The 19533-nt window shown below is 41.3% G+C and carries 28 protein-coding genes; all 28 read left to right on the top strand.

Features of this window, described 5'->3' with window-relative positions; all coding sequences use genetic code 11:
* The first annotated feature begins 16 nt into the window (after positions 1-16).
* The 28 genes from rpoC to secY all read left to right on the top strand — a co-directional run bounded on the left by rpoC (position 17) and on the right by secY (position 19501).
* Positions 17-3613: a DNA-directed RNA polymerase subunit beta' gene (gene rpoC, locus ADA55_RS00315; RefSeq protein ID WP_048677876.1), complete on the top strand. Its 3597-nt coding sequence runs from the start codon at positions 17-19 to the stop codon at positions 3611-3613.
* 295 nt (positions 3614-3908) lie between these two features.
* On the top strand, positions 3909-4157 hold the full coding sequence (locus ADA55_RS00320) for a 50S ribosomal protein L7ae-like protein (RefSeq protein WP_034305040.1): 249 nt from the start codon (positions 3909-3911) through the stop codon (positions 4155-4157).
* Between the two features lie 104 nt (positions 4158-4261).
* The gene (rpsL, locus tag ADA55_RS00325; protein ID WP_034305038.1) at positions 4262-4684 is read left to right on the top strand and encodes a 30S ribosomal protein S12; all 423 of its coding nucleotides are present in this window, start codon (positions 4262-4264) and stop codon (positions 4682-4684) included.
* 41 nt (positions 4685-4725) lie between these two features.
* Positions 4726-5196, top strand: coding sequence for a 30S ribosomal protein S7 (rpsG, locus tag ADA55_RS00330; protein ID WP_048677878.1), 471 nt, complete (start codon positions 4726-4728; stop codon positions 5194-5196).
* Positions 5197-5240: 44 nt separating this feature from the next.
* Positions 5241-7319, top strand: coding sequence for an elongation factor G (gene fusA, locus ADA55_RS00335; protein ID WP_048677880.1), 2079 nt, complete (start codon positions 5241-5243; stop codon positions 7317-7319).
* 121 nt (positions 7320-7440) lie between these two features.
* Positions 7441-8628 carry an elongation factor Tu gene (tuf, locus tag ADA55_RS00340; RefSeq protein WP_048677883.1) on the top strand — a complete coding sequence of 396 codons (1188 nt, stop codon included), beginning with the start codon at positions 7441-7443 and terminating at the stop codon, positions 8626-8628.
* A 409-nt stretch (positions 8629-9037) separates the two neighbouring features.
* Complete coding sequence (gene rpsJ, locus ADA55_RS00345; protein WP_019244375.1) at positions 9038-9346, top strand: 30S ribosomal protein S10; 309 nt, start codon at positions 9038-9040, stop codon at positions 9344-9346.
* 40 nt (positions 9347-9386) lie between these two features.
* Positions 9387-10016 (top strand): 50S ribosomal protein L3, encoded by a 630-nt coding sequence (rplC, locus tag ADA55_RS00350; protein WP_048677885.1) that lies wholly within the window; start codon positions 9387-9389, stop codon positions 10014-10016.
* A 25-nt stretch (positions 10017-10041) separates the two neighbouring features.
* Complete coding sequence (gene rplD / locus ADA55_RS00355; protein ID WP_034305025.1) at positions 10042-10665, top strand: 50S ribosomal protein L4; 624 nt, start codon at positions 10042-10044, stop codon at positions 10663-10665.
* Positions 10662-10949: a 50S ribosomal protein L23 gene (gene rplW, locus ADA55_RS00360; protein ID WP_170946989.1), complete on the top strand. Its 288-nt coding sequence runs from the start codon at positions 10662-10664 to the stop codon at positions 10947-10949. Before rplD ends, rplW begins: the two co-directional genes overlap by 4 nt.
* A gap of 26 nt (positions 10950-10975) precedes the next feature.
* Positions 10976-11806 (top strand): 50S ribosomal protein L2, encoded by an 831-nt coding sequence (gene rplB / locus ADA55_RS00365; protein WP_034305021.1) that lies wholly within the window; start codon positions 10976-10978, stop codon positions 11804-11806.
* A gap of 60 nt (positions 11807-11866) precedes the next feature.
* Positions 11867-12145 carry a 30S ribosomal protein S19 gene (gene rpsS / locus ADA55_RS00370; protein ID WP_034305018.1) on the top strand — a complete coding sequence of 93 codons (279 nt, stop codon included), beginning with the start codon at positions 11867-11869 and terminating at the stop codon, positions 12143-12145.
* 17 nt (positions 12146-12162) lie between these two features.
* Entirely contained in the window at positions 12163-12504 is a 342-nt protein-coding gene (gene rplV, locus ADA55_RS00375; RefSeq protein ID WP_034305017.1) for a 50S ribosomal protein L22, read from the top strand.
* Positions 12505-12507: 3 nt separating this feature from the next.
* The gene (gene rpsC / locus ADA55_RS00380) at positions 12508-13164 is read left to right on the top strand and encodes a 30S ribosomal protein S3 (protein WP_034305014.1); all 657 of its coding nucleotides are present in this window, start codon (positions 12508-12510) and stop codon (positions 13162-13164) included.
* A 1-nt stretch (position 13165) separates the two neighbouring features.
* Positions 13166-13600, top strand: coding sequence for a 50S ribosomal protein L16 (gene rplP / locus ADA55_RS00385; protein ID WP_034305012.1), 435 nt, complete (start codon positions 13166-13168; stop codon positions 13598-13600).
* Positions 13590-13793, top strand: a complete 204-nt coding sequence (gene rpmC, locus ADA55_RS00390) for a 50S ribosomal protein L29 (protein ID WP_034305010.1) — start codon at positions 13590-13592, stop codon at positions 13791-13793. The genes rplP and rpmC overlap by 11 nt, the downstream gene beginning before the upstream one ends.
* 18 nt (positions 13794-13811) lie before the next feature.
* Entirely contained in the window at positions 13812-14075 is a 264-nt protein-coding gene (gene rpsQ / locus ADA55_RS00395; RefSeq protein ID WP_048677887.1) for a 30S ribosomal protein S17, read from the top strand.
* Between the two features lie 41 nt (positions 14076-14116).
* On the top strand, positions 14117-14485 hold the full coding sequence (gene rplN / locus ADA55_RS00400; protein WP_034305005.1) for a 50S ribosomal protein L14: 369 nt from the start codon (positions 14117-14119) through the stop codon (positions 14483-14485).
* 43 nt (positions 14486-14528) lie between these two features.
* Positions 14529-14840 carry a 50S ribosomal protein L24 gene (gene rplX / locus ADA55_RS00405; RefSeq protein ID WP_034305002.1) on the top strand — a complete coding sequence of 104 codons (312 nt, stop codon included), beginning with the start codon at positions 14529-14531 and terminating at the stop codon, positions 14838-14840.
* Between the two features lie 29 nt (positions 14841-14869).
* Positions 14870-15409, top strand: coding sequence for a 50S ribosomal protein L5 (gene rplE / locus ADA55_RS00410; RefSeq protein ID WP_048677889.1), 540 nt, complete (start codon positions 14870-14872; stop codon positions 15407-15409).
* Positions 15410-15434: 25 nt separating this feature from the next.
* Positions 15435-15620, top strand: coding sequence for a type Z 30S ribosomal protein S14 (locus ADA55_RS00415; RefSeq protein WP_034304998.1), 186 nt, complete (start codon positions 15435-15437; stop codon positions 15618-15620).
* A 30-nt stretch (positions 15621-15650) separates the two neighbouring features.
* The gene (rpsH, locus tag ADA55_RS00420) at positions 15651-16049 is read left to right on the top strand and encodes a 30S ribosomal protein S8 (RefSeq protein ID WP_034304995.1); all 399 of its coding nucleotides are present in this window, start codon (positions 15651-15653) and stop codon (positions 16047-16049) included.
* A gap of 30 nt (positions 16050-16079) precedes the next feature.
* A complete protein-coding gene (gene rplF / locus ADA55_RS00425; protein WP_048677892.1) occupies positions 16080-16616 on the top strand; it encodes a 50S ribosomal protein L6 in 537 nt (178 codons plus the stop codon).
* A 32-nt stretch (positions 16617-16648) separates the two neighbouring features.
* The gene (rplR, locus tag ADA55_RS00430) at positions 16649-17011 is read left to right on the top strand and encodes a 50S ribosomal protein L18 (protein ID WP_034304989.1); all 363 of its coding nucleotides are present in this window, start codon (positions 16649-16651) and stop codon (positions 17009-17011) included.
* A gap of 22 nt (positions 17012-17033) precedes the next feature.
* Positions 17034-17534, top strand: a complete 501-nt coding sequence (gene rpsE / locus ADA55_RS00435) for a 30S ribosomal protein S5 (RefSeq protein ID WP_034304987.1) — start codon at positions 17034-17036, stop codon at positions 17532-17534.
* Between the two features lie 16 nt (positions 17535-17550).
* Positions 17551-17733 carry a 50S ribosomal protein L30 gene (gene rpmD, locus ADA55_RS00440; RefSeq protein ID WP_034304984.1) on the top strand — a complete coding sequence of 61 codons (183 nt, stop codon included), beginning with the start codon at positions 17551-17553 and terminating at the stop codon, positions 17731-17733.
* Positions 17734-17765: 32 nt separating this feature from the next.
* Positions 17766-18206, top strand: coding sequence for a 50S ribosomal protein L15 (gene rplO / locus ADA55_RS00445; RefSeq protein ID WP_034304982.1), 441 nt, complete (start codon positions 17766-17768; stop codon positions 18204-18206).
* Positions 18206-19501: a preprotein translocase subunit SecY gene (secY, locus tag ADA55_RS00450; RefSeq protein WP_034304981.1), complete on the top strand. Its 1296-nt coding sequence runs from the start codon at positions 18206-18208 to the stop codon at positions 19499-19501. Before rplO ends, secY begins: the two co-directional genes overlap by 1 nt.
* The last annotated feature ends 32 nt before the right edge of the window (positions 19502-19533 follow it).

A 19533-nucleotide genomic window follows, 5' to 3' on the forward strand; every position in this document is an offset into this window, starting at 1 on the left:
AAGGGAGGTAGGCCCCTTGTTAGACGTTAATAATTTTGAGTATATGAAAATTGGTCTTGCTTCACCAGACAAGATTCGTTCTTGGTCCCATGGAGAAGTTAAAAAACCAGAAACAATCAACTATCGTACGTTAAAGCCAGAAAAAGACGGTTTATTCTGTGAGAGAATTTTTGGACCTCAAAAGGACTGGGAATGTCATTGCGGAAAATATAAACGTGTTCGTTATAAAGGCGTAGTCTGTGACCGTTGTGGCGTTGAAGTCACCCGTGCTAAGGTGCGTCGTGAGCGTATGGGTCATATTGAGCTGGCAGCACCAGTTTCACACATATGGTATTTTAAAGGAATTCCTAGCCGTATGGGACTTGTTCTTGATATGTCTCCACGGGCTTTGGAAGAAGTTATTTACTTTGCATCTTACGTAGTAACTGAAACGGGCGATACAACTTTAGAAAAGAAACAGCTTCTTTCTGAAAAGGAATATCGTACATACCGTGAAAAATACGGTAAGAAATTCCAAGCTGCCATGGGTGCGGAAGCTATTAAAAAACTTTTACAAGATATTGATACGGAAAAGGAAGTAGAGTCGTTGAAAGAGGAGCTTAAAACAGCTCAAGGACAACGCAGAACCCGTGCAATCAAACGCTTGGAAGTGCTTGAAGCATTCCGTAACTCCGGAAATGAGCCTTCATGGATGATCCTTGACGTGCTTCCGGTCATTCCACCGGAGCTTCGTCCTATGGTTCAACTTGATGGAGGACGTTTTGCCACATCTGATTTAAATGATTTATATCGTCGTGTTATCAACCGTAATAATCGGTTGAAAAGATTACTGGACCTTGGAGCACCAAGCATTATCGTTCAAAATGAGAAGCGTATGCTGCAAGAAGCTGTCGATGCTCTTATCGATAATGGCCGTCGTGGCCGTCCGGTAACTGGACCAGGTAACCGTCCGTTAAAATCTTTATCTCACATGTTAAAAGGTAAACAAGGCCGTTTCCGTCAAAACCTTCTTGGTAAACGTGTTGATTACTCTGGCCGTTCCGTTATCGTAGTCGGACCAAACTTAAAGATGTACCAATGTGGTCTTCCGAAAGAAATGGCGATTGAATTATTCAAACCATTCGTAATGAAGGAGCTTGTTCAGAGGGGTCTAGCGCATAACATCAAATCCGCTAAGCGCAAAATTGAACGTTTATCTCCTGAAATATGGGATGTCCTAGAAGAAGTTATTAGAGAACACCCAGTACTATTGAACCGTGCACCGACACTTCATAGACTTGGGATCCAAGCATTTGAACCAACGTTGGTTGAAGGTCGTGCAATTCGTTTGCATCCGCTCGTATGTACAGCTTACAACGCTGACTTTGACGGTGACCAAATGGCGGTCCACGTTCCTCTATCTTCTGAAGCACAAGCCGAAGCACGCATGCTTATGCTTGCAGCACAGAACATTTTGAACCCTAAAGATGGTAAACCTGTCGTTACACCTTCTCAAGATATGGTATTAGGTAACTATTACTTAACATTGGAAAGAGAAGGCGCTATCGGTGAGGGTATGATCTTTAAAGATACAAGTGAAGCGTTACTTGCATACCAAAACGGATATGTACACTTACATTCCCGTTGTGCCGTACATGCATCGTCACTAAATAATGAAACATTCACTGAAGAACAAAACGGCCAACTTCTAATTACGACTGTTGGGAAATTGATCTTCAATGAAATTTTACCTAAATCATTCCCGTATATTAACGAACCGACACGTTATAATCTGGAAACCAAAACTCCAGAGAAATATTTTGTGGAAAAGGGCGCTAATATCCCTGAATTGATTAAGTCCCAACCTGCTATCGATCCTTTCAAGAAAAAAATTCTTGGAAATATCATCGCGGAAGTCTTTAAACGCTTTAAAATTACCGAAACATCCAAAATGCTTGACCGGATGAAAGATCTTGGATTCAAATATTCGACAAAAGCTGGTATTACCGTTGGTGTGGCTGATATTGTCGTTTTAAAAGAAAAACAAGAAATCATTACTGAGGCTCAAACCAAAGTGGATAACGTCTTGAAACAATTCAGACGCGGTCTTATTACTGAGGATGAGCGTTATGATCGCGTCATTTCAATTTGGAGTGCTGCCAAGGATACCATTCAGTCCAAACTTATGGACTCCCTGGACCGACGCAACCCGATCTTCATGATGAGTGATTCCGGTGCCCGTGGTAATGCTTCCAACTTTACGCAGCTTGCTGGTATGCGTGGTTTGATGGCCAACCCGGCTGGACGTATCATTGAATTACCGATCAAATCAAGTTTCCGTGAAGGTTTAACCGTATTGGAGTACTTCATCTCTACACATGGTGCGCGTAAAGGTCTTGCCGATACAGCGCTTAAAACGGCCGATTCCGGTTACCTTACCCGTCGACTTGTTGACGTTGCCCAAGATGTCATCATCCGTGATGACGATTGTGGAACGGACCGCGGCTTGAAAATTTCAGCCTTGAGAGAGGGTACTGAAATAATTGAGCATCTTGAAGAGCGCCTAGTTGGCCGTTATGCAAGAAAAGCGATCAGACATCCAGAAACAAATGAAGTAATCGTGGCTGAAAATGATCTTATTACTGAAGATCTTGCTAACTATATTGAATCACTTGGAATCGAAACAGCATGGATCCGTTCTGCCTTTACATGTAACACCAGCCATGGTGTATGTAAAAAATGTTATGGACGCAACTTGGCTACCGGTCAAGAAGTTGAAGTGGGCGAAGCAGTCGGTATCATTGCCGCTCAATCAATCGGAGAACCTGGTACACAGTTGACGATGCGTACATTCCATACAGGTGGGGTTGCTGGGGACGATATCACTCAAGGTCTTCCTCGTATCCAAGAAATATTTGAAGCAAGAAACCCTAAAGGTCAAGCTGTCATTTCCGAAATTGAAGGAACGATTGTTTCCATCAATGAAATTCGGGATAAACAACAGGAAATCGTTGTTCAAGGTGCTGTTGAATCACGCACATATACTGCGCCGTACACAGCACGTTTAAGAGTAACTGTTGATACACCTGTCCGTCGTGGTGAAGAGTTGACAGAGGGTTCCATCGATCCGAAAGAATTGCTGAAGGTTACAGACGTGCTTACTGTTCAGGAATACCTGCTTCATGAAGTTCAAAAAGTATACCGGATGCAAGGTGTTGAAATCGGTGATAAGCACATCGAGGTAATGGTTAGACAAATGATGCGTAAAGTCCGTGTGCTTGATGCAGGCGAAACTGAAGTGCTTCCAGGAACATTATTGGATGTCAACCAGTTCACCACTGCAAACACTGATGCATTGCTGACCAACAAATTACCTGCTACAGGCCGTCCTGTATTGCTAGGTATCACAAAAGCATCTCTTGAAACGGATTCCTTCTTGTCCGCCGCGTCATTCCAAGAAACAACTAGGGTCTTGACTGATGCAGCAATAAAAGGAAAACGTGATGAATTGCTGGGGCTTAAGGAAAATGTCATCATCGGTAAACTTGTCCCTGCAGGAACAGGAATGCTTAGATACAGAAAAGCAAACCCTGTCGTTGTTGACGAAAATGCCGATACAGTAACAGTGGATTAATGGAAAAAGGACCAGCTCAATAATTTAAACTGAAAACCACACTCCCGTTTCCTATTGGAGGAGATGAAGGATCAGAATTTATTGAGCTGGTCTCTCTTATTACTCATGGCCGGCTGTAAAGCCTATGAGAATTTGATAATTTCCGTTTGGGCAAATTGAAAATCTTAATAGAATTATGTAAGGAAAACCTTTTGCTTGAATTATTTTTTTGAAAGAAGTTGACAGTATCCGACTTATAATGATACTATAGCAAAGGTGCTCCTATGTTACCCTGTAACTTTGGAGGATATGGACCATGTCTTATGAAAAAGTAATACAGGCAAAGTCAGTGATTATAGGGACGAAGCAAGCAGTTAGAGCTCTTAAAAACAATTTAATTCAAGAAGTTATCATCGCTGATGATGCAGATATATACTTGACTGGGCGTGTCGTTGAGACCGCCAAAGAATTGGATGTTCCTATCACATATGTTGATTCGATGAGAATGCTTGGCAAAGCATGTGGTATTGATGTCGGAGCAGCAACTGTTGCCATTAAAAAGTAAAAATGTTTTTGCAATAATATTTGCAAAGACTTTGTTTTTACCCATTTATGAACCACCTGGATGTGTGGTACTAGAAATGAAAACGTGAAGGGAGGAAAAATGTAATGCCTACTATTAATCAATTAGTGCGTAAAGGACGCGAGTCTAAAGAGGTTAATTCAAAATCTCCAGCACTTAACAAAGGCTACAACAGCTTTAAAAAAGCACAAACTAACGTATCATCTCCGCAAAAACGTGGTGTTTGCACTCGTGTGGGTACTATGACACCGAAAAAACCAAACTCCGCGTTACGTAAATATGCGCGTGTACGTCTAACAAACGGTATCGAGGTAACAGCTTATATCCCAGGTATCGGTCACAACCTACAAGAACACAGCGTGGTTCTTATCCGTGGCGGACGTGTAAAAGATTTACCAGGGGTACGTTACCATATCGTACGTGGTGCTCTTGATACAGCTGGAGTTAACAATCGTATGCAAGGCCGTTCTAAATACGGTACTAAGCGTCCGAAAGCAGCAAAAAAATAAACTAAAACCAAAATTGAACTTTCTTGAAAGGAGGAAATATAATGCCTCGTAAAGGACCTGTAACGAAAAGAGACGTATTACCAGATCCAATATATAATTCAAAACTTGTGACTCGCTTAATCAACAAATTAATGGTTGATGGACAAAGAGGTAAATCACAAAAAATTCTTTACTCTGCATTTGATTTAATCAAAGAACGTACTGGCAATGAGCCGATCGAAGTTTTCGATCAAGCACTTAAAAACATCATGCCTGTACTAGAAGTAAAAGCACGCCGTGTGGGTGGAGCTAACTACCAAGTACCAGTTGAGGTGCGTCCAGACCGTAAATCGACTCTAGGACTTCGTTGGTTAGTAAACTACTCTCGCCTTCGTGGAGAAAAAACGATGGAAGAGCGTTTAGCTTATGAAATCATGGATGCTGCCAACAATACTGGAGCAGCAGTTAAGAAACGTGAAGATACACACAAAATGGCTGAAGCCAACAAAGCTTTCGCACATTATCGCTGGTAAGATTAATCACTATAAAATCCTTATAGAAGGAAGGAGAAAGACAAATGGCAAGAGAGTTCTCCTTAGCAAACACTCGTAATATCGGTATCATGGCTCACATCGATGCTGGTAAAACGACAACAACAGAACGTGTTCTATATTATACTGGTAAAATCCACAAAATCGGTGAAACGCACGAAGGTGCTTCACAAATGGACTGGATGGAACAGGAACAAGAACGCGGAATCACGATCACTTCCGCTGCAACAACTGCGCAGTGGAAAGGTCACCGTGTAAACATCATCGATACACCGGGACACGTAGACTTCACAGTTGAAGTTGAACGTTCTTTGCGCGTACTTGATGGAGCTGTAGCTGTACTTGATGCCCAATCAGGTGTTGAGCCTCAAACTGAAACGGTTTGGCGCCAAGCTACAACTTACGGTGTACCACGTGTCGTATTCGTAAATAAAATGGACAAAATCGGTGCAGACTTCTTGTATTCAGTTGGAACTATCCACGATCGTTTACAAGCTAACGCTCACCCAGTTCAGTTACCAATTGGTGCAGAAGATCAATTCTCTGCAATCATTGACCTTATTGAAATGAAAACTCATTTCTACGGTAATGACCTAGGAACTGATATCACTATCGGTGAAATTCCTGAAGAACATCGGGAATTAGCTGAAGAATACCGTGAAAAGTTAATTGAAGCAGTAGCAGAAGTTAATGAAGACTTAATGGAAAAATACCTTGGCGGCGAAGAAATCAGCATTGCTGAATTGAAAGCAGCTATCCGTACAGCAACCGTTAATGTTGAATTCTTCCCAGTTATCTGCGGATCGGCTTTCAAAAACAAAGGTGTTCAATTAATGCTTGATAACGTTATCGACTTCCTTCCTTCTCCATTGGATGTACCTGCTATCAAAGGTACATTACCGGATTCAGAAGATGAAGTTGAACGTCATTCAGATGATTCTGAACCGTTCTCTGCTTTAGCGTTTAAAGTTATGACTGACCCTTACGTTGGTAAACTTACATTCTTCCGTGTGTACTCTGGTACACTAGAATCTGGATCATATGTAATCAACTCAACTAAAGGAAAACGTGAGCGTATTGGACGTATCCTTCAAATGCACGCAAACAGCCGTGAAGAAATTTCTACTGTATATGCAGGAGATATCGCAGCAGCCGTTGGTTTGAAAGATACTACAACTGGAGATACTCTATGTGATGACAAGAACCAAGTAATTCTTGAGTCCATGGTATTCCCAGAGCCAGTTATCTCTCTATCCGTTGAACCGAAATCAAAAGCAGACCAAGACAAAATGTCTCAAGCTTTACAAAAGCTTCAAGATGAAGATCCAACATTCCGTGCGCATACTGACCAAGAAACTGGTCAAACGATCATCGCTGGTATGGGAGAACTTCACTTGGACATCCTTGTTGACCGTATGCGTCGCGAATTCAAAGTGGAAGCAAACGTTGGTGCTCCTCAAGTAGCATACCGTGAAACTTTCCGTGGTTCAGCTAAAGTTGAAGGTAAATTCGTTCGCCAATCTGGTGGTCGTGGACAATTCGGACACGTATGGATCGAATTTGGTCCAAACGAAGAAGGTAAAGGATTCGAATTTGAAAATGCTATCGTCGGTGGTGTAGTACCACGTGAATATATCCCTGCTGTACAAGCTGGATTAGTTGATTCACTTGACCGTGGTGTACTTGCTGGTTACCCGCTAGTCGACATCAAAGCTAAATTATTCGACGGATCTTACCATGACGTTGACTCCAACGAAATGGCATTTAAAATTGCTGCATCTATGGCTCTTAAAAATGCAGCATCTAAATGTAGTCCTGTCATCCTTGAACCGATCATGAAAGTGGAAGTAGTTATTCCAGAAGATTACCTAGGCGACATCATGGGAGATATCACATCTCGTCGTGGTCGTGTAGAAGGTATGGAAGCTCGCGGTAACACGCAAATGGTTAAAGCGATGGTACCACTATCTGAAATGTTCGGATATGCTACATCTTTACGTTCTAACACTCAAGGACGCGGAACATTCTCTATGCACTTCGATCATTATGAAGAAGTACCTAAGAGCATTTCTGAAGAAATCATCAAAAAAAATAAAGGTGAATAATTGATTTTCATCTCTTATTAAAGTATAACTATCTTATGTAAGCTGTGATGGAAGAATTAGTCTTCTTTCACAGCCCCTATATACTTAATTTTTTATTTATAATTTTAAGGAGGAATTCCTAATGGGAAAAGCTAAATTTGATCGTTCAAAACCGCACGTTAACGTTGGAACAATTGGTCACGTTGACCATGGTAAAACAACTCTAACTGCTGCAATCACAACTGTACTTGCTAAATCTGGTGGAGCAGAAGCTCGCGCTTATGACCAAATCGATGGTGCTCCAGAAGAAAGAGAACGTGGTATCACAATCTCTACTGCACACGTTGAGTACGAAACAGCTACTCGTCACTATGCACACGTTGACTGCCCAGGACATGCTGACTATGTTAAAAACATGATCACAGGTGCTGCACAAATGGACGGCGGAATCCTAGTAGTATCTGCTGCTGATGGCCCAATGCCACAAACTCGTGAGCACATCCTTCTTTCTCGTCAAGTAGGTGTACCATACCTAGTAGTATTCATGAACAAATGCGACATGGTAGATGACGAAGAACTTCTTGAATTAGTAGAAATGGAAATCCGTGATCTTCTATCTGAATACGAATTCCCTGGCGATGACATTCCAGTTATCAAAGGATCTGCCCTAAAAGCTCTTCAAGGAGACGCTGCTTGGGAAGAAAAAATCCATGAATTAATGACAGCTGTTGACGAGTACATCCCAGAACCAACTCGTGACACTGACAAGCCATTCATGATGCCAGTTGAGGATGTATTCTCAATCACTGGTCGTGGAACAGTTGCAACTGGCCGTGTTGAGCGTGGACAAGTTAAAGTCGGTGACGTTGTTGACATCATCGGTTTCAACGAAGAGTCTAAACCAACAACTGTAACTGGTGTTGAAATGTTCCGTAAACTTCTTGACTATGCTGAAGCTGGTGACAACATCGGTGCACTTCTTCGTGGTGTATCCCGTGAAGATATCCAACGTGGACAAGTTCTTGCTAAACCAAGCACTATCACTCCACACACAAAGTTCAAAGCTGAAGTTTATGTTCTTTCTAAAGAAGAAGGTGGACGTCACACTCCATTCTTTACAAACTACCGTCCTCAGTTCTACTTCCGTACAACTGACGTAACTGGTATTTGTAACCTTCCTGAAGGCGTAGAAATGGTTATGCCTGGAGACAACATCGAAATGACTGTAGAACTTATCGCTCCAATCGCTATCGAAGAAGGTACTAAATTCTCTATCCGTGAGGGTGGACGTACTGTAGGCGCTGGCGTAGTTGCTACAATCCAAGAATAATTGATTGATAAAACAATATTGGAAGGGACGCCTTCCGGAAGAAGCAGATGGGACGCCATCTGCTTCTTTTCTATTTGTAAAGAATATTCATTCTTTCTTCTATTATAACTGGAGTTTATTTAATGGGTTTCTCGATAATTCCAAATGAAGAAAATGGATATGAAAGACCACGTAGAATGTACTTGTAAATACTTGTGATAGTATGTATAATAATAAAAGTGTGTTGCACAAGAAAAATCTAAGTTTGACTTGCATTTCACTTGTGTTATATGTATAATAGACAATGTTGGTCTTTGACTGCGATGATATGGAAGGTTGCTGACACACCCGGCCGCTTTGCCATGGCGAGTGTGTGGGAAATTTCCATTGAGAAGGTCTATTTTAAAATAGGCGAAAAGGAGGGAAAATTATGGCAAAACAAAAAATTCGTATCCGTTTAAAAGCATATGATCACAGAATCCTTGATCAATCTGCTGAGAAAATTGTTGAAACTGCAAAACGTTCTGGTGCGGCTGTATCTGGTCCGATTCCATTACCTACTGAAAGATCGGTATACACGATCCTACGTGCGGTTCATAAATACAAAGATTCTCGTGAACAATTCGAAATGCGTACGCATAAACGTCTAATCGACATCGTTAACCCAACTCCACAAACAGTTGATTCATTGATGCGTTTAGATCTACCATCAGGCGTTGACATTGAAATCAAATTATAATTCATATAAATATGAACAATTACTCTAGGAGGTGTGACTTATGACCAAAGGAATCTTAGGAAGAAAAATCGGTATGACTCAAGTTTTTGCTGAAAATGGTGAACTTATTCCGGTAACAGTTATCGAAGCTGCTAATAACGTGGTTCTTCAAAAGAAAACTGTTGAAACTGATGGCTATGAAGCAGTTCAAGTTGGTTTTGAAAACAAACGTGAAAAGCTTTCTAACAAACCTGAAAAGGGCCATGTTGAAAAAGCAAATACTACTCCTAAGCGCTTCATTCGCGAATTCCGCGGAACGGATCTTACTGAATATGAGATCGGTCAAGAAGTCAATGTTAGTATTTTCGCTGAAGGCGATTTAGTAGATGTATCAGGAATTTCAAAAGGTAAAGGTTTCCAAGGCTCTATCAAGCGTCATGGACAATCTCGCGGACCTATGTCTCATGGTTCTCGTTACCACCGTCGCCCAGGTTCAATGGGTCCTGTAGCTCCAAACCGCGTATTCAAAGGTAAACTTTTACCAGGACGTATGGGTGGAGATCAAATCACTGTTCAAAACTTAGCTATCGTTAAAGTTGATGTTGAACGTAACCTACTATTGATCAAAGGTAATGTACCTGGTGCTAGAAAAGCATTGATCAAAGTTAAATCTGCTGTTAAAGCAAAGTAATTTCTGAGAAAGGAGGAGCAATAGAATGCCAAAAGTTACATTGTTCAACCAAACAGGTTCACAAGTTGGCGACATCGAACTAAATGAATCCATCTTTGGTATCGAACCTAATAATCACGTATTATTTGAAGCAATCATCATGCAACGAGCTTCCTTACGTCAAGGAACTCATAAAGTTAAAAACCGTTCTGAAGTTGCAGGCGGTGGACGTAAACCTTGGAAACAAAAAGGAACTGGACGTGCGCGTCAAGGTTCTATCCGTTCTCCACAATGGCGTGGCGGTGGCGTTGTTTTTGGACCAACTCCAAGATCTTACGCTTACAAGCTACCTAAAAAGGTACGTCGTTTAGCTATTAAATCTGCATTGTCTGCAAAGGCATTGGAAGAGAACATTTTGGTACTTGAAAGCTTGTCTTTCGAAGCTCCAAAAACAAAAGAGTTTGTAGCGGTACTTAAAAACCTTTCTGTAGATACTAAAACGTTAGTCGTTACTGACGGTTTAGATGAGAAAGTTGCTCTTTCTGCACGTAACATCCCTGGTGTTACTGTAGTTGAAGCTGATGGTCTTAATGTTCTTGATGTTGTTTCACACAACAAATTGATCTTGACTAAATCAGCTGTCGAAAAAGTAGAGGAGGTGCTTGCATAATGGATGCACGCGATATCATTAAGCGCCCCGTAATCACTGAACGCTCTTCAGACATAATGGCTGAAAAGAAATATACTTTTGAAGTTGATGTTAGAGCTAATAAAACTCAAGTTAAAGATGCTGTTCAAGAAATTTTCGGCGTTAAAGTTGAGAAAGTAAACATCATGAACTACAAAGGTAAATTCAAACGCATGGGCAAACATGCAGGCTATACTAACAAGCGCCGTAAAGCTATTGTTAAATTAACTGCTGACAGCAAAGAAATCGAGCTATTCGAGGCTTAATTCATTAGAGAAGGAGGGAAATACAAATGGCGATTAAGAAGTATAAACCTACCTCTAACGGTCGACGTAATATGACAACTTCCGATTTTGCTGAGATCACTACAGACAAACCGGAAAAATCATTACTTGCTCCTTTACACAGCAAAGGCGGCCGTAATAACCAAGGTAAGTTAACAGTTCGTCATCAAGGTGGCGGCCACAAGCGTCAATACCGTATCATCGATTTCAAACGGAATAAAGATGGTATACCAGGACGCGTTGCTACTATTGAGTACGATCCAAATCGTTCTGCAAACATTGCATTAATTAATTACGTTGATGGAGAAAAACGTTATATCCTAGCTCCGAAAAACCTAGAAGTAGGTTTGGAAGTTATGTCAGGTCCAGAAGCTGACATCAAAGTGGGTAACGCACTTCCTCTTATTAACATCCCAGTTGGTACAGTAATTCATAACATCGAGCTTAAACCAGGAAAAGGTGGACAATTAGTCCGTTCAGCAGGTACATCTGCTCAAGTACTTGGTAAAGAAGGCCGTTATGTACTTGTACGTTTAAACTCAGGTGAGGTTCGTATGATTCTTGCTACTTGCCGTGCTTCAATCGGTCAAGTCGGTAATGAACAACATGAACTTATCAACATTGGTAAAGCTGGCCGTAACCGTTGGTTAGGTAAACGCCCAACAGTTCGTGGATCTGTAATGAACCCGAATGATCACCCACACGGTGGTGGTGAAGGTAAAGCGCCAATCGGACGTAAATCACCAATGTCTCCATGGGGTAAACCTACTCTTGGATTCAAAACTCGTAAGAAGAAAAATAAATCCGATAAATTTATCGTACGTCGTCGTAAAAAATAACGGGATTGAGCTACGGTTCATATATAGAACCGTAGAACAGTCACGAAGGGAGGTACTCGCATGGGTCGTAGCTTAAAAAAAGGGCCTTTTGTTGATGATCATTTATTGGTAAAAGTTGAAAAATTAAATGAAGCTGACAAGAAACAGGTAGTAAAAACTTGGTCTCGTCGCTCAACAATCTTCCCGCAATTCATCGGACACACAATCGCCGTTTATGACGGTCGTAAGCACGTGCCGGTTTATGTAACAGAAGATATGGTAGGTCACAAACTAGGCGAATTCGCGCCTACACGCACTTATAAAGGTCACGCAAGTGATGACAAGAAAACAAGACGTTAATGAGAGGAGGGCATCTCATGCAAGCTAAAGCTGTCGCTAAAACAGTTCGTATTGCTCCTCGTAAAGTGCGTTTAGTCGCAGATTTAATTCGAGGAAAACAAGTAGGTGAAGCAGTAGCGATTCTTCGCTTAACACCAAAATCTGCTTCTCCAGTCGTAGAAAAAATTCTGAAATCTGCTATCGCAAATGCAGAACATAACTACGAAATGGATATTAATAACCTAGTCGTTTCAGAAGCATACGTTAATGAAGGACCAACATTAAAACGTTTCCGTCCTCGCGCTCAAGGTCGTGCGAGTGCAATTAACAAACGTACTAGTCATATTACAATCGTTGTATCAGAAAAGAAGGAGGGGTAATCTGTGGGTCAAAAGGTAAATCCAATCGGTATGCGTATCGGGATAATCCGTGACTGGGAATCCAAATGGTACGCTGATAAAGACTACGCAGTTCTTTTGCATGAAGACATCAAAGTTCGTGAATATATCGCGAAACGTCTAAATGATGCTTCTGTTTCAAAAGTTGAAATCGAGCGTGCAGCTAACCGTATCAATGTATCTGTCCACACTGCTAAACCAGGAATGGTTATCGGTAAAGGCGGTACTGAGGTCGAAGCACTTCGTAAAGCTTTGAACCAGTTGACTGGCAAAAGAGTTCATATCAATATCATCGAAATTAAAAGAGCAGATCTTGACGCAAAATTGGTTGCTGAAAACATCGCTCGTCAATTAGAAAACCGTGTTTCATTCCGTCGTGCTCAAAAGCAAGCTATCCAACGTACTATGCGTTCTGGAGCAAAAGGAATCAAAACTCAAGTTTCTGGTCGTCTTGGCGGTGCTGATATTGCTCGTGCTGAACATTACAGCGAAGGAACAGTTCCACTTCACACACTTCGTGCAGACATAGACTATGCTCATGCTGAAGCAGATACTACTTACGGTAAGCTAGGCGTGAAAGTTTGGATCTACCGTGGAGAAGTTCTTCCTACTAAGAAGAAATCTGAGGAAGGAGGAAAATAATATGTTATTGCCAAAACGCGTAAAATACCGTCGTGAACACCGCGGTAAGATGAGAGGGATGGCTAAGGGCGGCACTGAAGTTCACTTCGGAGAATTTGGACTTCAAGCTCAAGAAGCTTCCTGGATCACGAACCGTCAAATCGAAGCAGCTCGTATTGCGATGACTCGTTATATGAAACGTGGAGGGAAAGTTTGGATCAAAATCTTCCCAAGCAAACCTTACACAGCTAAGCCGCTTGAAGTACGGATGGGTTCCGGTAAAGGTGCTCCTGAAGGTTGGGTAGCAGTTGTTAAACCGGGCAAAGTTATGTTTGAAATCTCTGGTGTATCTGAAGAGGTGGCAAGAGAAGCATTGCGCCTTGCAGCACACAAACTTCCAATCAAATGCAAGTTTGTAAAAAGAGAGGAAATTGGTGGTGAAACAAATGAAAGCTAATGAAATCAAAGATCTAACCACTGCTGAAATTGAACAAAAACTAAAATCTCTTAAAGAAGAACTATTTAATCTTCGTTTCCAGTTAGCTACTGGACAACTTGAAAATACAGCTCGCATCCGTGAAGTTCGCAAATCGATTGCTCGTATGAAAACAGTTGTTCGTCAAAGAGAAATCGGTGTCACTAATCGATAATGAATGGAGGTTTGCAGAATGAGCGAACGCAACCAACGCAAAATCTACACTGGACGCGTAGTATCCGACAAAATGGATAAAACAGTTACAGTTGTTGTAGAGACCTATAAAAAGCATTCTTTATACGGTAAACGCGTGAAATACTCTAAAAAGTTTAAAGCTCATGACGAGCTAAACGAAGCTAAAGCAGGCGACGTAGTACGTATCATGGAAACTCGTCCACTTTCAGCTACAAAACGCTTCCGTCTTGTAGAAGTAGTAGAAAAAGCAGTAATCATTTAATCTAGTTCGGATTAAGCTAATTCCGAAGGGAGGTACCGTACATGATTCAACAAGAATCTCGTTTAAAAGTCGCTGACAATTCAGGTGCTCGTGAAGTGCTAACAATTAAAGTCCTAGGTGGTTCAGGCCGTAAAACTGCAAACATCGGTGATATCATCGTTTGTACAGTTAAACAGGCAACACCAGGAGGCGTTGTTAAAAAAGGTGAAGTCGTTAAGGCTGTTGTTGTCCGTACAAAACGTGGTATGCGTCGTCCTGACGGTTCTTACATTCGTTTCGATGAAAACGCATGTGTAATTATCCGTGACGATAAGAGCCCACGTGGAACACGTATTTTTGGACCTGTTGCTCGTGAATTACGTGACAATAGTTTCATGAAGATCGTTTCTCTTGCTCCAGAAGTTCTATAATATGTAAAATTTGTATAAAGCCTTTCAAGGAGGTGCCAAGCTAATGCATGTTAAAAAAGGTGACAAAGTCGTAGTCATCTCTGGTAAGGACAAAGGCAAACAAGGAACAATTCTTTCTGCATATCCGAAACAAAATCGTGTACTTGTTGAAGGAATTAACATCGTGAAAAAGCATTCAAAGCCATCTCAACTTAATCCACAAGGTGGAATTATCAGTAAAGAAGCTGCTATTCACGTATCCAATGTAATGCCACTTGATCCTAAATCAGGTAAACCGACTCGTGTTGGATATAAGATCGAAAATGGTAAAAAAGTACGCGTAGCTAAAATATCAGGTGAATCTTTAGATAAATAAGTCATAAATGAAGGGAGGTACACTAAGCAATGAGCCGCCTTAAAGAAAAATTCAAAAGTGAAATTACACCGTCATTGATGGGTAAATTCAACTATCAATCAGTAATGCAAGTACCAAACATTGAGAAAATCGTTATTAACATGGGTGTGGGTGACGCAGTTTCTAACTCGAAAGCTTTAGATACAGCTGTTGAAGAACTTACATTGATCACTGGTCAAAAACCAGTTATAACAAAAGCAAAAAAATCAATCGCAGGCTTCCGTTTGCGTGAAGGTATGCCTATCGGAGCGAAAGTTACACTACGTGGTGAGCGTATGTATCAATTCCTCGATAAGCTAGTATCTGTATCTTTACCGCGTGTACGTGATTTCCGCGGCGTTTCAAAGAAATCCTTTGACGGACGTGGAAATTATACATTAGGCGTTAAAGAACAACTTATCTTCCCTGAGATTGATTACGATAAAGTGAGCAAAGTTCGTGGTATGGACATCGTTATCGTAACGACTGCCAACACTGACGAAGAAGCTCGTGAACTACTTACTCAAGTTGGAATGCCGTTCCAAAAGTAATCTCTAAATAAAGGGAGGCGAAATCGTGGCTAAAAAGTCTATGATCGTAAAGCAAAAACGCGAACAGAAGTTTAAAGTACAAGAATATACACGTTGCGAACGTTGCGGACGTCCACATTCTGTATTACGTAAATTTAAACTTTGTCGTATTTGTTTCCGCGAACTTGCATATAAAGGACAAATTCCTGGCGTTAAAAAAGCTAGCTGGTAAAACCCGAGTTTGGGAAGGAGGTAAAATATAATGGTCATGACAGATCCTATTGCAGATATGCTTACTCGCATCCGTAATGCGAATATGGTTCGTCACGAAAAACTGGAAGTTCCTGCTTCAAAGATCAAAAAGGAAATTGCTGAGATCTTAAAAAGTGAAGGCTTCGTACGTGACTTTGAATTAATCGAAGACAACAAACAAGGTATCATCCGTATCTTCTTAAAATACGGTGCAAACAACGAACGTGTTATCACTGGTCTAAAACGTATCAGCAAACCTGGTTTGCGTGTATATGCAAAAACTGGAGAGGTACCACGCGTTCTTAACGGTTTAGGTATCGCAATTGTTTCTACTTCTCACGGAGTTTTAACAGACAAAGAAGCTCGCTCTAAACAAGTTGGCGGAGAAGTTTTAGCATACGTTTGGTAATACATTTTCACAAGAATGGAGGTGCACATTATGTCTCGTATAGGTAAAAAACCTATTGAAATCCCTGCAGGCGTAACAGTTACTGTTACTGGAAGTGAAGTAACTGTTAAAGGACCTAAAGGTGAATTATCTAGATCATTCAGTCCTGACCTTTCAATCGTTGTTGAAGAGAACGTGTTAACTGTAACACGCCCGTCTGACGAGAAGACTCACCGTTCTTTACACGGTACTACTCGCGCGCTTATCTCTAACATGATCGAAGGTGTATCAACAGGTTTCGTAAAATCACTTGAACTTATTGGGGTTGGGTACCGTGCACAAAAGCAAGGTAACAAGCTTATCCTTAACGTAGGATATTCCCACCCTGTAGAAATAGAGCCAGAAGCTGGCGTTGAAGTCGAAGTTCCTTCTAATACAAAAGTAATCGTAAAAGGTGCAAGCAAAGAACGTGTAGGAGCTCTAGCAGCTAATATCCGTGATGTTCGCCCGCCTGAACCGTATAAAGGTAAAGGTATCCGTTACGAAGGCGAATTCGTTCGTCGTAAAGAAGGTAAAACAGGTAAGTAATGCCGCATAAGTAAACGAAAGGAGTGACGTAAATGATTACGAAGCTTGATAAAAATGCTACTCGTCAGAAAAGACATGCGCGTGTACGTGCTAAGCTTTCTGGAACAGAAGCTCGTCCTCGTTTAAATGTGTTTCGTTCAAACAAACACATTTACGCACAATTAATTGACGATGCAAAAGGCGTAACATTGGCAAGTGCTTCAACTCTTGATAAAGAGATCGGTATCGAAGCAGGTAGCAATGCTGAAGCAGCTCAAAAAGTTGGCGAACTTATTGCGAAACGTGCTGTTGAAAAAGGTTTCAAAGCTGTGGTTTTTGACCGCGGTGGTTACCTCTTCCATGGTCGTGTTAAAGCATTGGCTGACGCTGCTCGTGAAAACGGCTTAGAATTTTAATGGATAAGGAGGGACATAACAGATGCGTAGCATTGATCCTAATAAATTAGAACTTGAAGAACGCGTAGTTACAGTAAATCGTGTAGCTAAAGTTGTTAAAGGCGGACGTCGTTTCCGTTTCACTGCACTAGTTGTTGTTGGTGATAAAAATGGTCATGTTGGATTTGGTACTGGTAAAGCTCAAGAAGTTCCGGATGCTATCCGTAAAGCTATTGAGGATGCTAAGAAAAATCTAATTACTGTACCGATGGTTGGTACTACTATTCCTCACCTTGTGAACGGTCGCTATGGCGCAGGTCACATTCTATTGAAACCAGCTTCTGAAGGTACAGGAGTAATTGCTGGTGGTCCTGTTCGTGCGGTACTTGAATTAGGCGGAGTTAGCGATATCTTGTCTAAATCACTAGGTACTAATACACCTATTAATATGGTTCGCGCAACAATTGAAGGATTGAAGCAATTGAAACGTGCTGAAGACGTAGCTAAGTTACGTGGAAAATCAGTACAAGAACTGTTAGGATAAGGAGGGAAATCGAATTATGGCTAATAAATTAGAAATCACCCTCACTCGCAGCTTGATTGGTCGTCCTGAAGATCAACGTGTTACAGTTAACACTTTGGGTTTACGCAAAATGCATCAAACGGTTGTTCAAGAAGATAACCCTGCGATTCGCGGTATGATTACCAAAGTTGCTCATCTTGTTACTGTAAAAGAACAATAAAATAATTTTTAACTTAACAAGGAGGTGCCAACATGAAACTTCATGAGTTAAAAGCTGCAGAAGGTTCTCGTAAAGAACGTAAACGTAAAGGTCGCGGTATTGGATCTGGTAACGGTAAAACAGCAGGTAAAGGACACAAAGGACAAAACGCTCGCTCCGGCGGCGGTGTGCGTCTTGGATTTGAAGGGGGTCAAACTCCTCTATTCAGACGTTTACCTAAACGTGGATTTACCAACATCAACCGTAAAGACTATGCTATCGTGAACCTTGATACGTTAAATCTTTTCGAAGACGGTACTGAAGTAACACCAGCTCTTCTACTTGAGACTGGCGTTGTAAGTAAAGAAAAAGCAGGAATCAAGATTCTTGCCAAAGGAAGCATTGAGAAAAAGCTTACTGTTAAAGCTCACAAATTCTCGTCTACTGCTAAAGAAGCTATCGAAGCTGCTGGCGGTAATACAGAGGTGATCTAATGTTTCGCACGATCTCCAATTTTATGCGCGTGGGTGAAATAAGGAATAAGATTATTTTTACCCTTCTAATGTTAATCGTCTATCGCATCGGTACATTTATACCTGTACCGCATGTGAATGCCGATTTTCTCGCTGAACAGGACCAGCTGAGCGTCATCGGGCTTTTAAATACCTTTGGCGGCGGGGCGCTGCAAAATTTTTCCATTTTAGCGATGGGTATCATGCCGTACATCACGGCATCCATCATCGTTCAGCTGCTACAGATGGATGTTGTTCCTAAGTTCACTGAATGGTCTAAACAAGGGGAAGCAGGGCGCCGTAAATTAGCGCAATTCACTCGTTACTTCACTATTATCCTAGGGTTTATCCAAGCAGTTGGAATGTCCTATGGGTTCAATAATATGTCAGGTGGACAGTTGATTGAAAATCCTGGAATTGCAACATACTTGCTTATTGCGACTGTCTTAACGGCAGGAACAGCTTTTCTTTTGTGGTTAGGGGAGCTGATCACTGCTAAGGGTGTGGGTAATGGGATTTCCATCATTATCTTTGCTGGTATCGTAGCTAGTTTGCCTACTACGGCAAATCAGATTTACGCACAGCAATTTGAGAATGCCGGTGATCAATTATTCTTACGAATCATAACGATTATCCTCATAGTTTTAGCAGTATTAGCAATCGTGGTTGCTGTTATCTTCATTCAGCAGGCATTACGTAAAATTCCTATTCAGTATGCGAAACGTGCTGCGGTAGGTCGTACGCAAATGGGTGGCCAGTCTACTCATTTACCATTGAAAGTAAATGCTGCGGGGGTTATTCCGGTAATCTTTGCAATGGCATTTATTATTACTCCCACTACAATCGCTTCTTTCTTTGGAAAGAACAGCGTGACTAGCTGGATATCAACAAATCTTGATTACACCAAACCAATTGGTATGATCATATATGTTGCTCTTATCATTGCTTTTGCGTATTTTTATGCTTTCATTCAGGTTAATCCTGAACAAATGGCTGAGAATTTGAAAAAGCAAGGTGGCTATGTGCCGGGGATTCGTCCAGGTAAGAGTACACAAGAATATTTAACACGTGTTTTATACCGTTTGACGTTTGTAGGCTCGATATTCTTGGCCATCATTGCCGTTTTACCGGTATTTTTCATTAAGCTTGCTGATCTACCTCAATCTGCACAGATTGGTGGTACCAGTTTGCTGATCGTAGTCGGGGTTGCCCTTGATACGATGAAGCAGCTGGAATCACAACTTGTGAAGAGACACTATAAAGGCTTTATAAAGTAATGAGTTTTGGGAACGGCTTGTTCCCTTTACCC

It is taken from the genome of Bacillus sp. 220_BSPC (assembly GCF_001054655.1).
In the GTDB taxonomy this organism is placed as follows: domain Bacteria; phylum Bacillota; class Bacilli; order Bacillales; family DSM-1321; genus Peribacillus; species Peribacillus frigoritolerans.

What these genes read in the sequence shown, in the direction of transcription:
- ADA55_RS00320 (WP_034305040.1), top strand. Translation starts at nt 3,909, where the DNA reads ATGTCTTATGAAAAAGTAATACAGGCAAAGTCAGTGATTATAGGGACG.
- rpsL (WP_034305038.1), top strand. Translation starts at nt 4,262, where the DNA reads ATGCCTACTATTAATCAATTAGTGCGTAAAGGACGCGAGTCTAAAGAG.
- rpsG (WP_048677878.1), top strand. Translation starts at nt 4,726, where the DNA reads ATGCCTCGTAAAGGACCTGTAACGAAAAGAGACGTATTACCAGATCCA.
- fusA (WP_048677880.1), top strand. Translation starts at nt 5,241, where the DNA reads ATGGCAAGAGAGTTCTCCTTAGCAAACACTCGTAATATCGGTATCATG.
- tuf (WP_048677883.1), top strand. Translation starts at nt 7,441, where the DNA reads ATGGGAAAAGCTAAATTTGATCGTTCAAAACCGCACGTTAACGTTGGA.
- rpsJ (WP_019244375.1), top strand. Translation starts at nt 9,038, where the DNA reads ATGGCAAAACAAAAAATTCGTATCCGTTTAAAAGCATATGATCACAGA.
- rplC (WP_048677885.1), top strand. Translation starts at nt 9,387, where the DNA reads ATGACCAAAGGAATCTTAGGAAGAAAAATCGGTATGACTCAAGTTTTT.
- rplD (WP_034305025.1), top strand. Translation starts at nt 10,042, where the DNA reads ATGCCAAAAGTTACATTGTTCAACCAAACAGGTTCACAAGTTGGCGAC.
- rplB (WP_034305021.1), top strand. Translation starts at nt 10,976, where the DNA reads ATGGCGATTAAGAAGTATAAACCTACCTCTAACGGTCGACGTAATATG.
- rpsS (WP_034305018.1), top strand. Translation starts at nt 11,867, where the DNA reads ATGGGTCGTAGCTTAAAAAAAGGGCCTTTTGTTGATGATCATTTATTG.
- rplV (WP_034305017.1), top strand. Translation starts at nt 12,163, where the DNA reads ATGCAAGCTAAAGCTGTCGCTAAAACAGTTCGTATTGCTCCTCGTAAA.
- rplP (WP_034305012.1), top strand. Translation starts at nt 13,166, where the DNA reads ATGTTATTGCCAAAACGCGTAAAATACCGTCGTGAACACCGCGGTAAG.
- rpmC (WP_034305010.1), top strand. Translation starts at nt 13,590, where the DNA reads ATGAAAGCTAATGAAATCAAAGATCTAACCACTGCTGAAATTGAACAA.
- rpsQ (WP_048677887.1), top strand. Translation starts at nt 13,812, where the DNA reads ATGAGCGAACGCAACCAACGCAAAATCTACACTGGACGCGTAGTATCC.
- rplN (WP_034305005.1), top strand. Translation starts at nt 14,117, where the DNA reads ATGATTCAACAAGAATCTCGTTTAAAAGTCGCTGACAATTCAGGTGCT.
- rplX (WP_034305002.1), top strand. Translation starts at nt 14,529, where the DNA reads ATGCATGTTAAAAAAGGTGACAAAGTCGTAGTCATCTCTGGTAAGGAC.
- rplE (WP_048677889.1), top strand. Translation starts at nt 14,870, where the DNA reads ATGAGCCGCCTTAAAGAAAAATTCAAAAGTGAAATTACACCGTCATTG.
- rpsH (WP_034304995.1), top strand. Translation starts at nt 15,651, where the DNA reads ATGGTCATGACAGATCCTATTGCAGATATGCTTACTCGCATCCGTAAT.
- rplF (WP_048677892.1), top strand. Translation starts at nt 16,080, where the DNA reads ATGTCTCGTATAGGTAAAAAACCTATTGAAATCCCTGCAGGCGTAACA.
- rplR (WP_034304989.1), top strand. Translation starts at nt 16,649, where the DNA reads ATGATTACGAAGCTTGATAAAAATGCTACTCGTCAGAAAAGACATGCG.
- rpsE (WP_034304987.1), top strand. Translation starts at nt 17,034, where the DNA reads ATGCGTAGCATTGATCCTAATAAATTAGAACTTGAAGAACGCGTAGTT.
- rpmD (WP_034304984.1), top strand. Translation starts at nt 17,551, where the DNA reads ATGGCTAATAAATTAGAAATCACCCTCACTCGCAGCTTGATTGGTCGT.
- rplO (WP_034304982.1), top strand. Translation starts at nt 17,766, where the DNA reads ATGAAACTTCATGAGTTAAAAGCTGCAGAAGGTTCTCGTAAAGAACGT.
- secY (WP_034304981.1), top strand. Translation starts at nt 18,206, where the DNA reads ATGTTTCGCACGATCTCCAATTTTATGCGCGTGGGTGAAATAAGGAAT.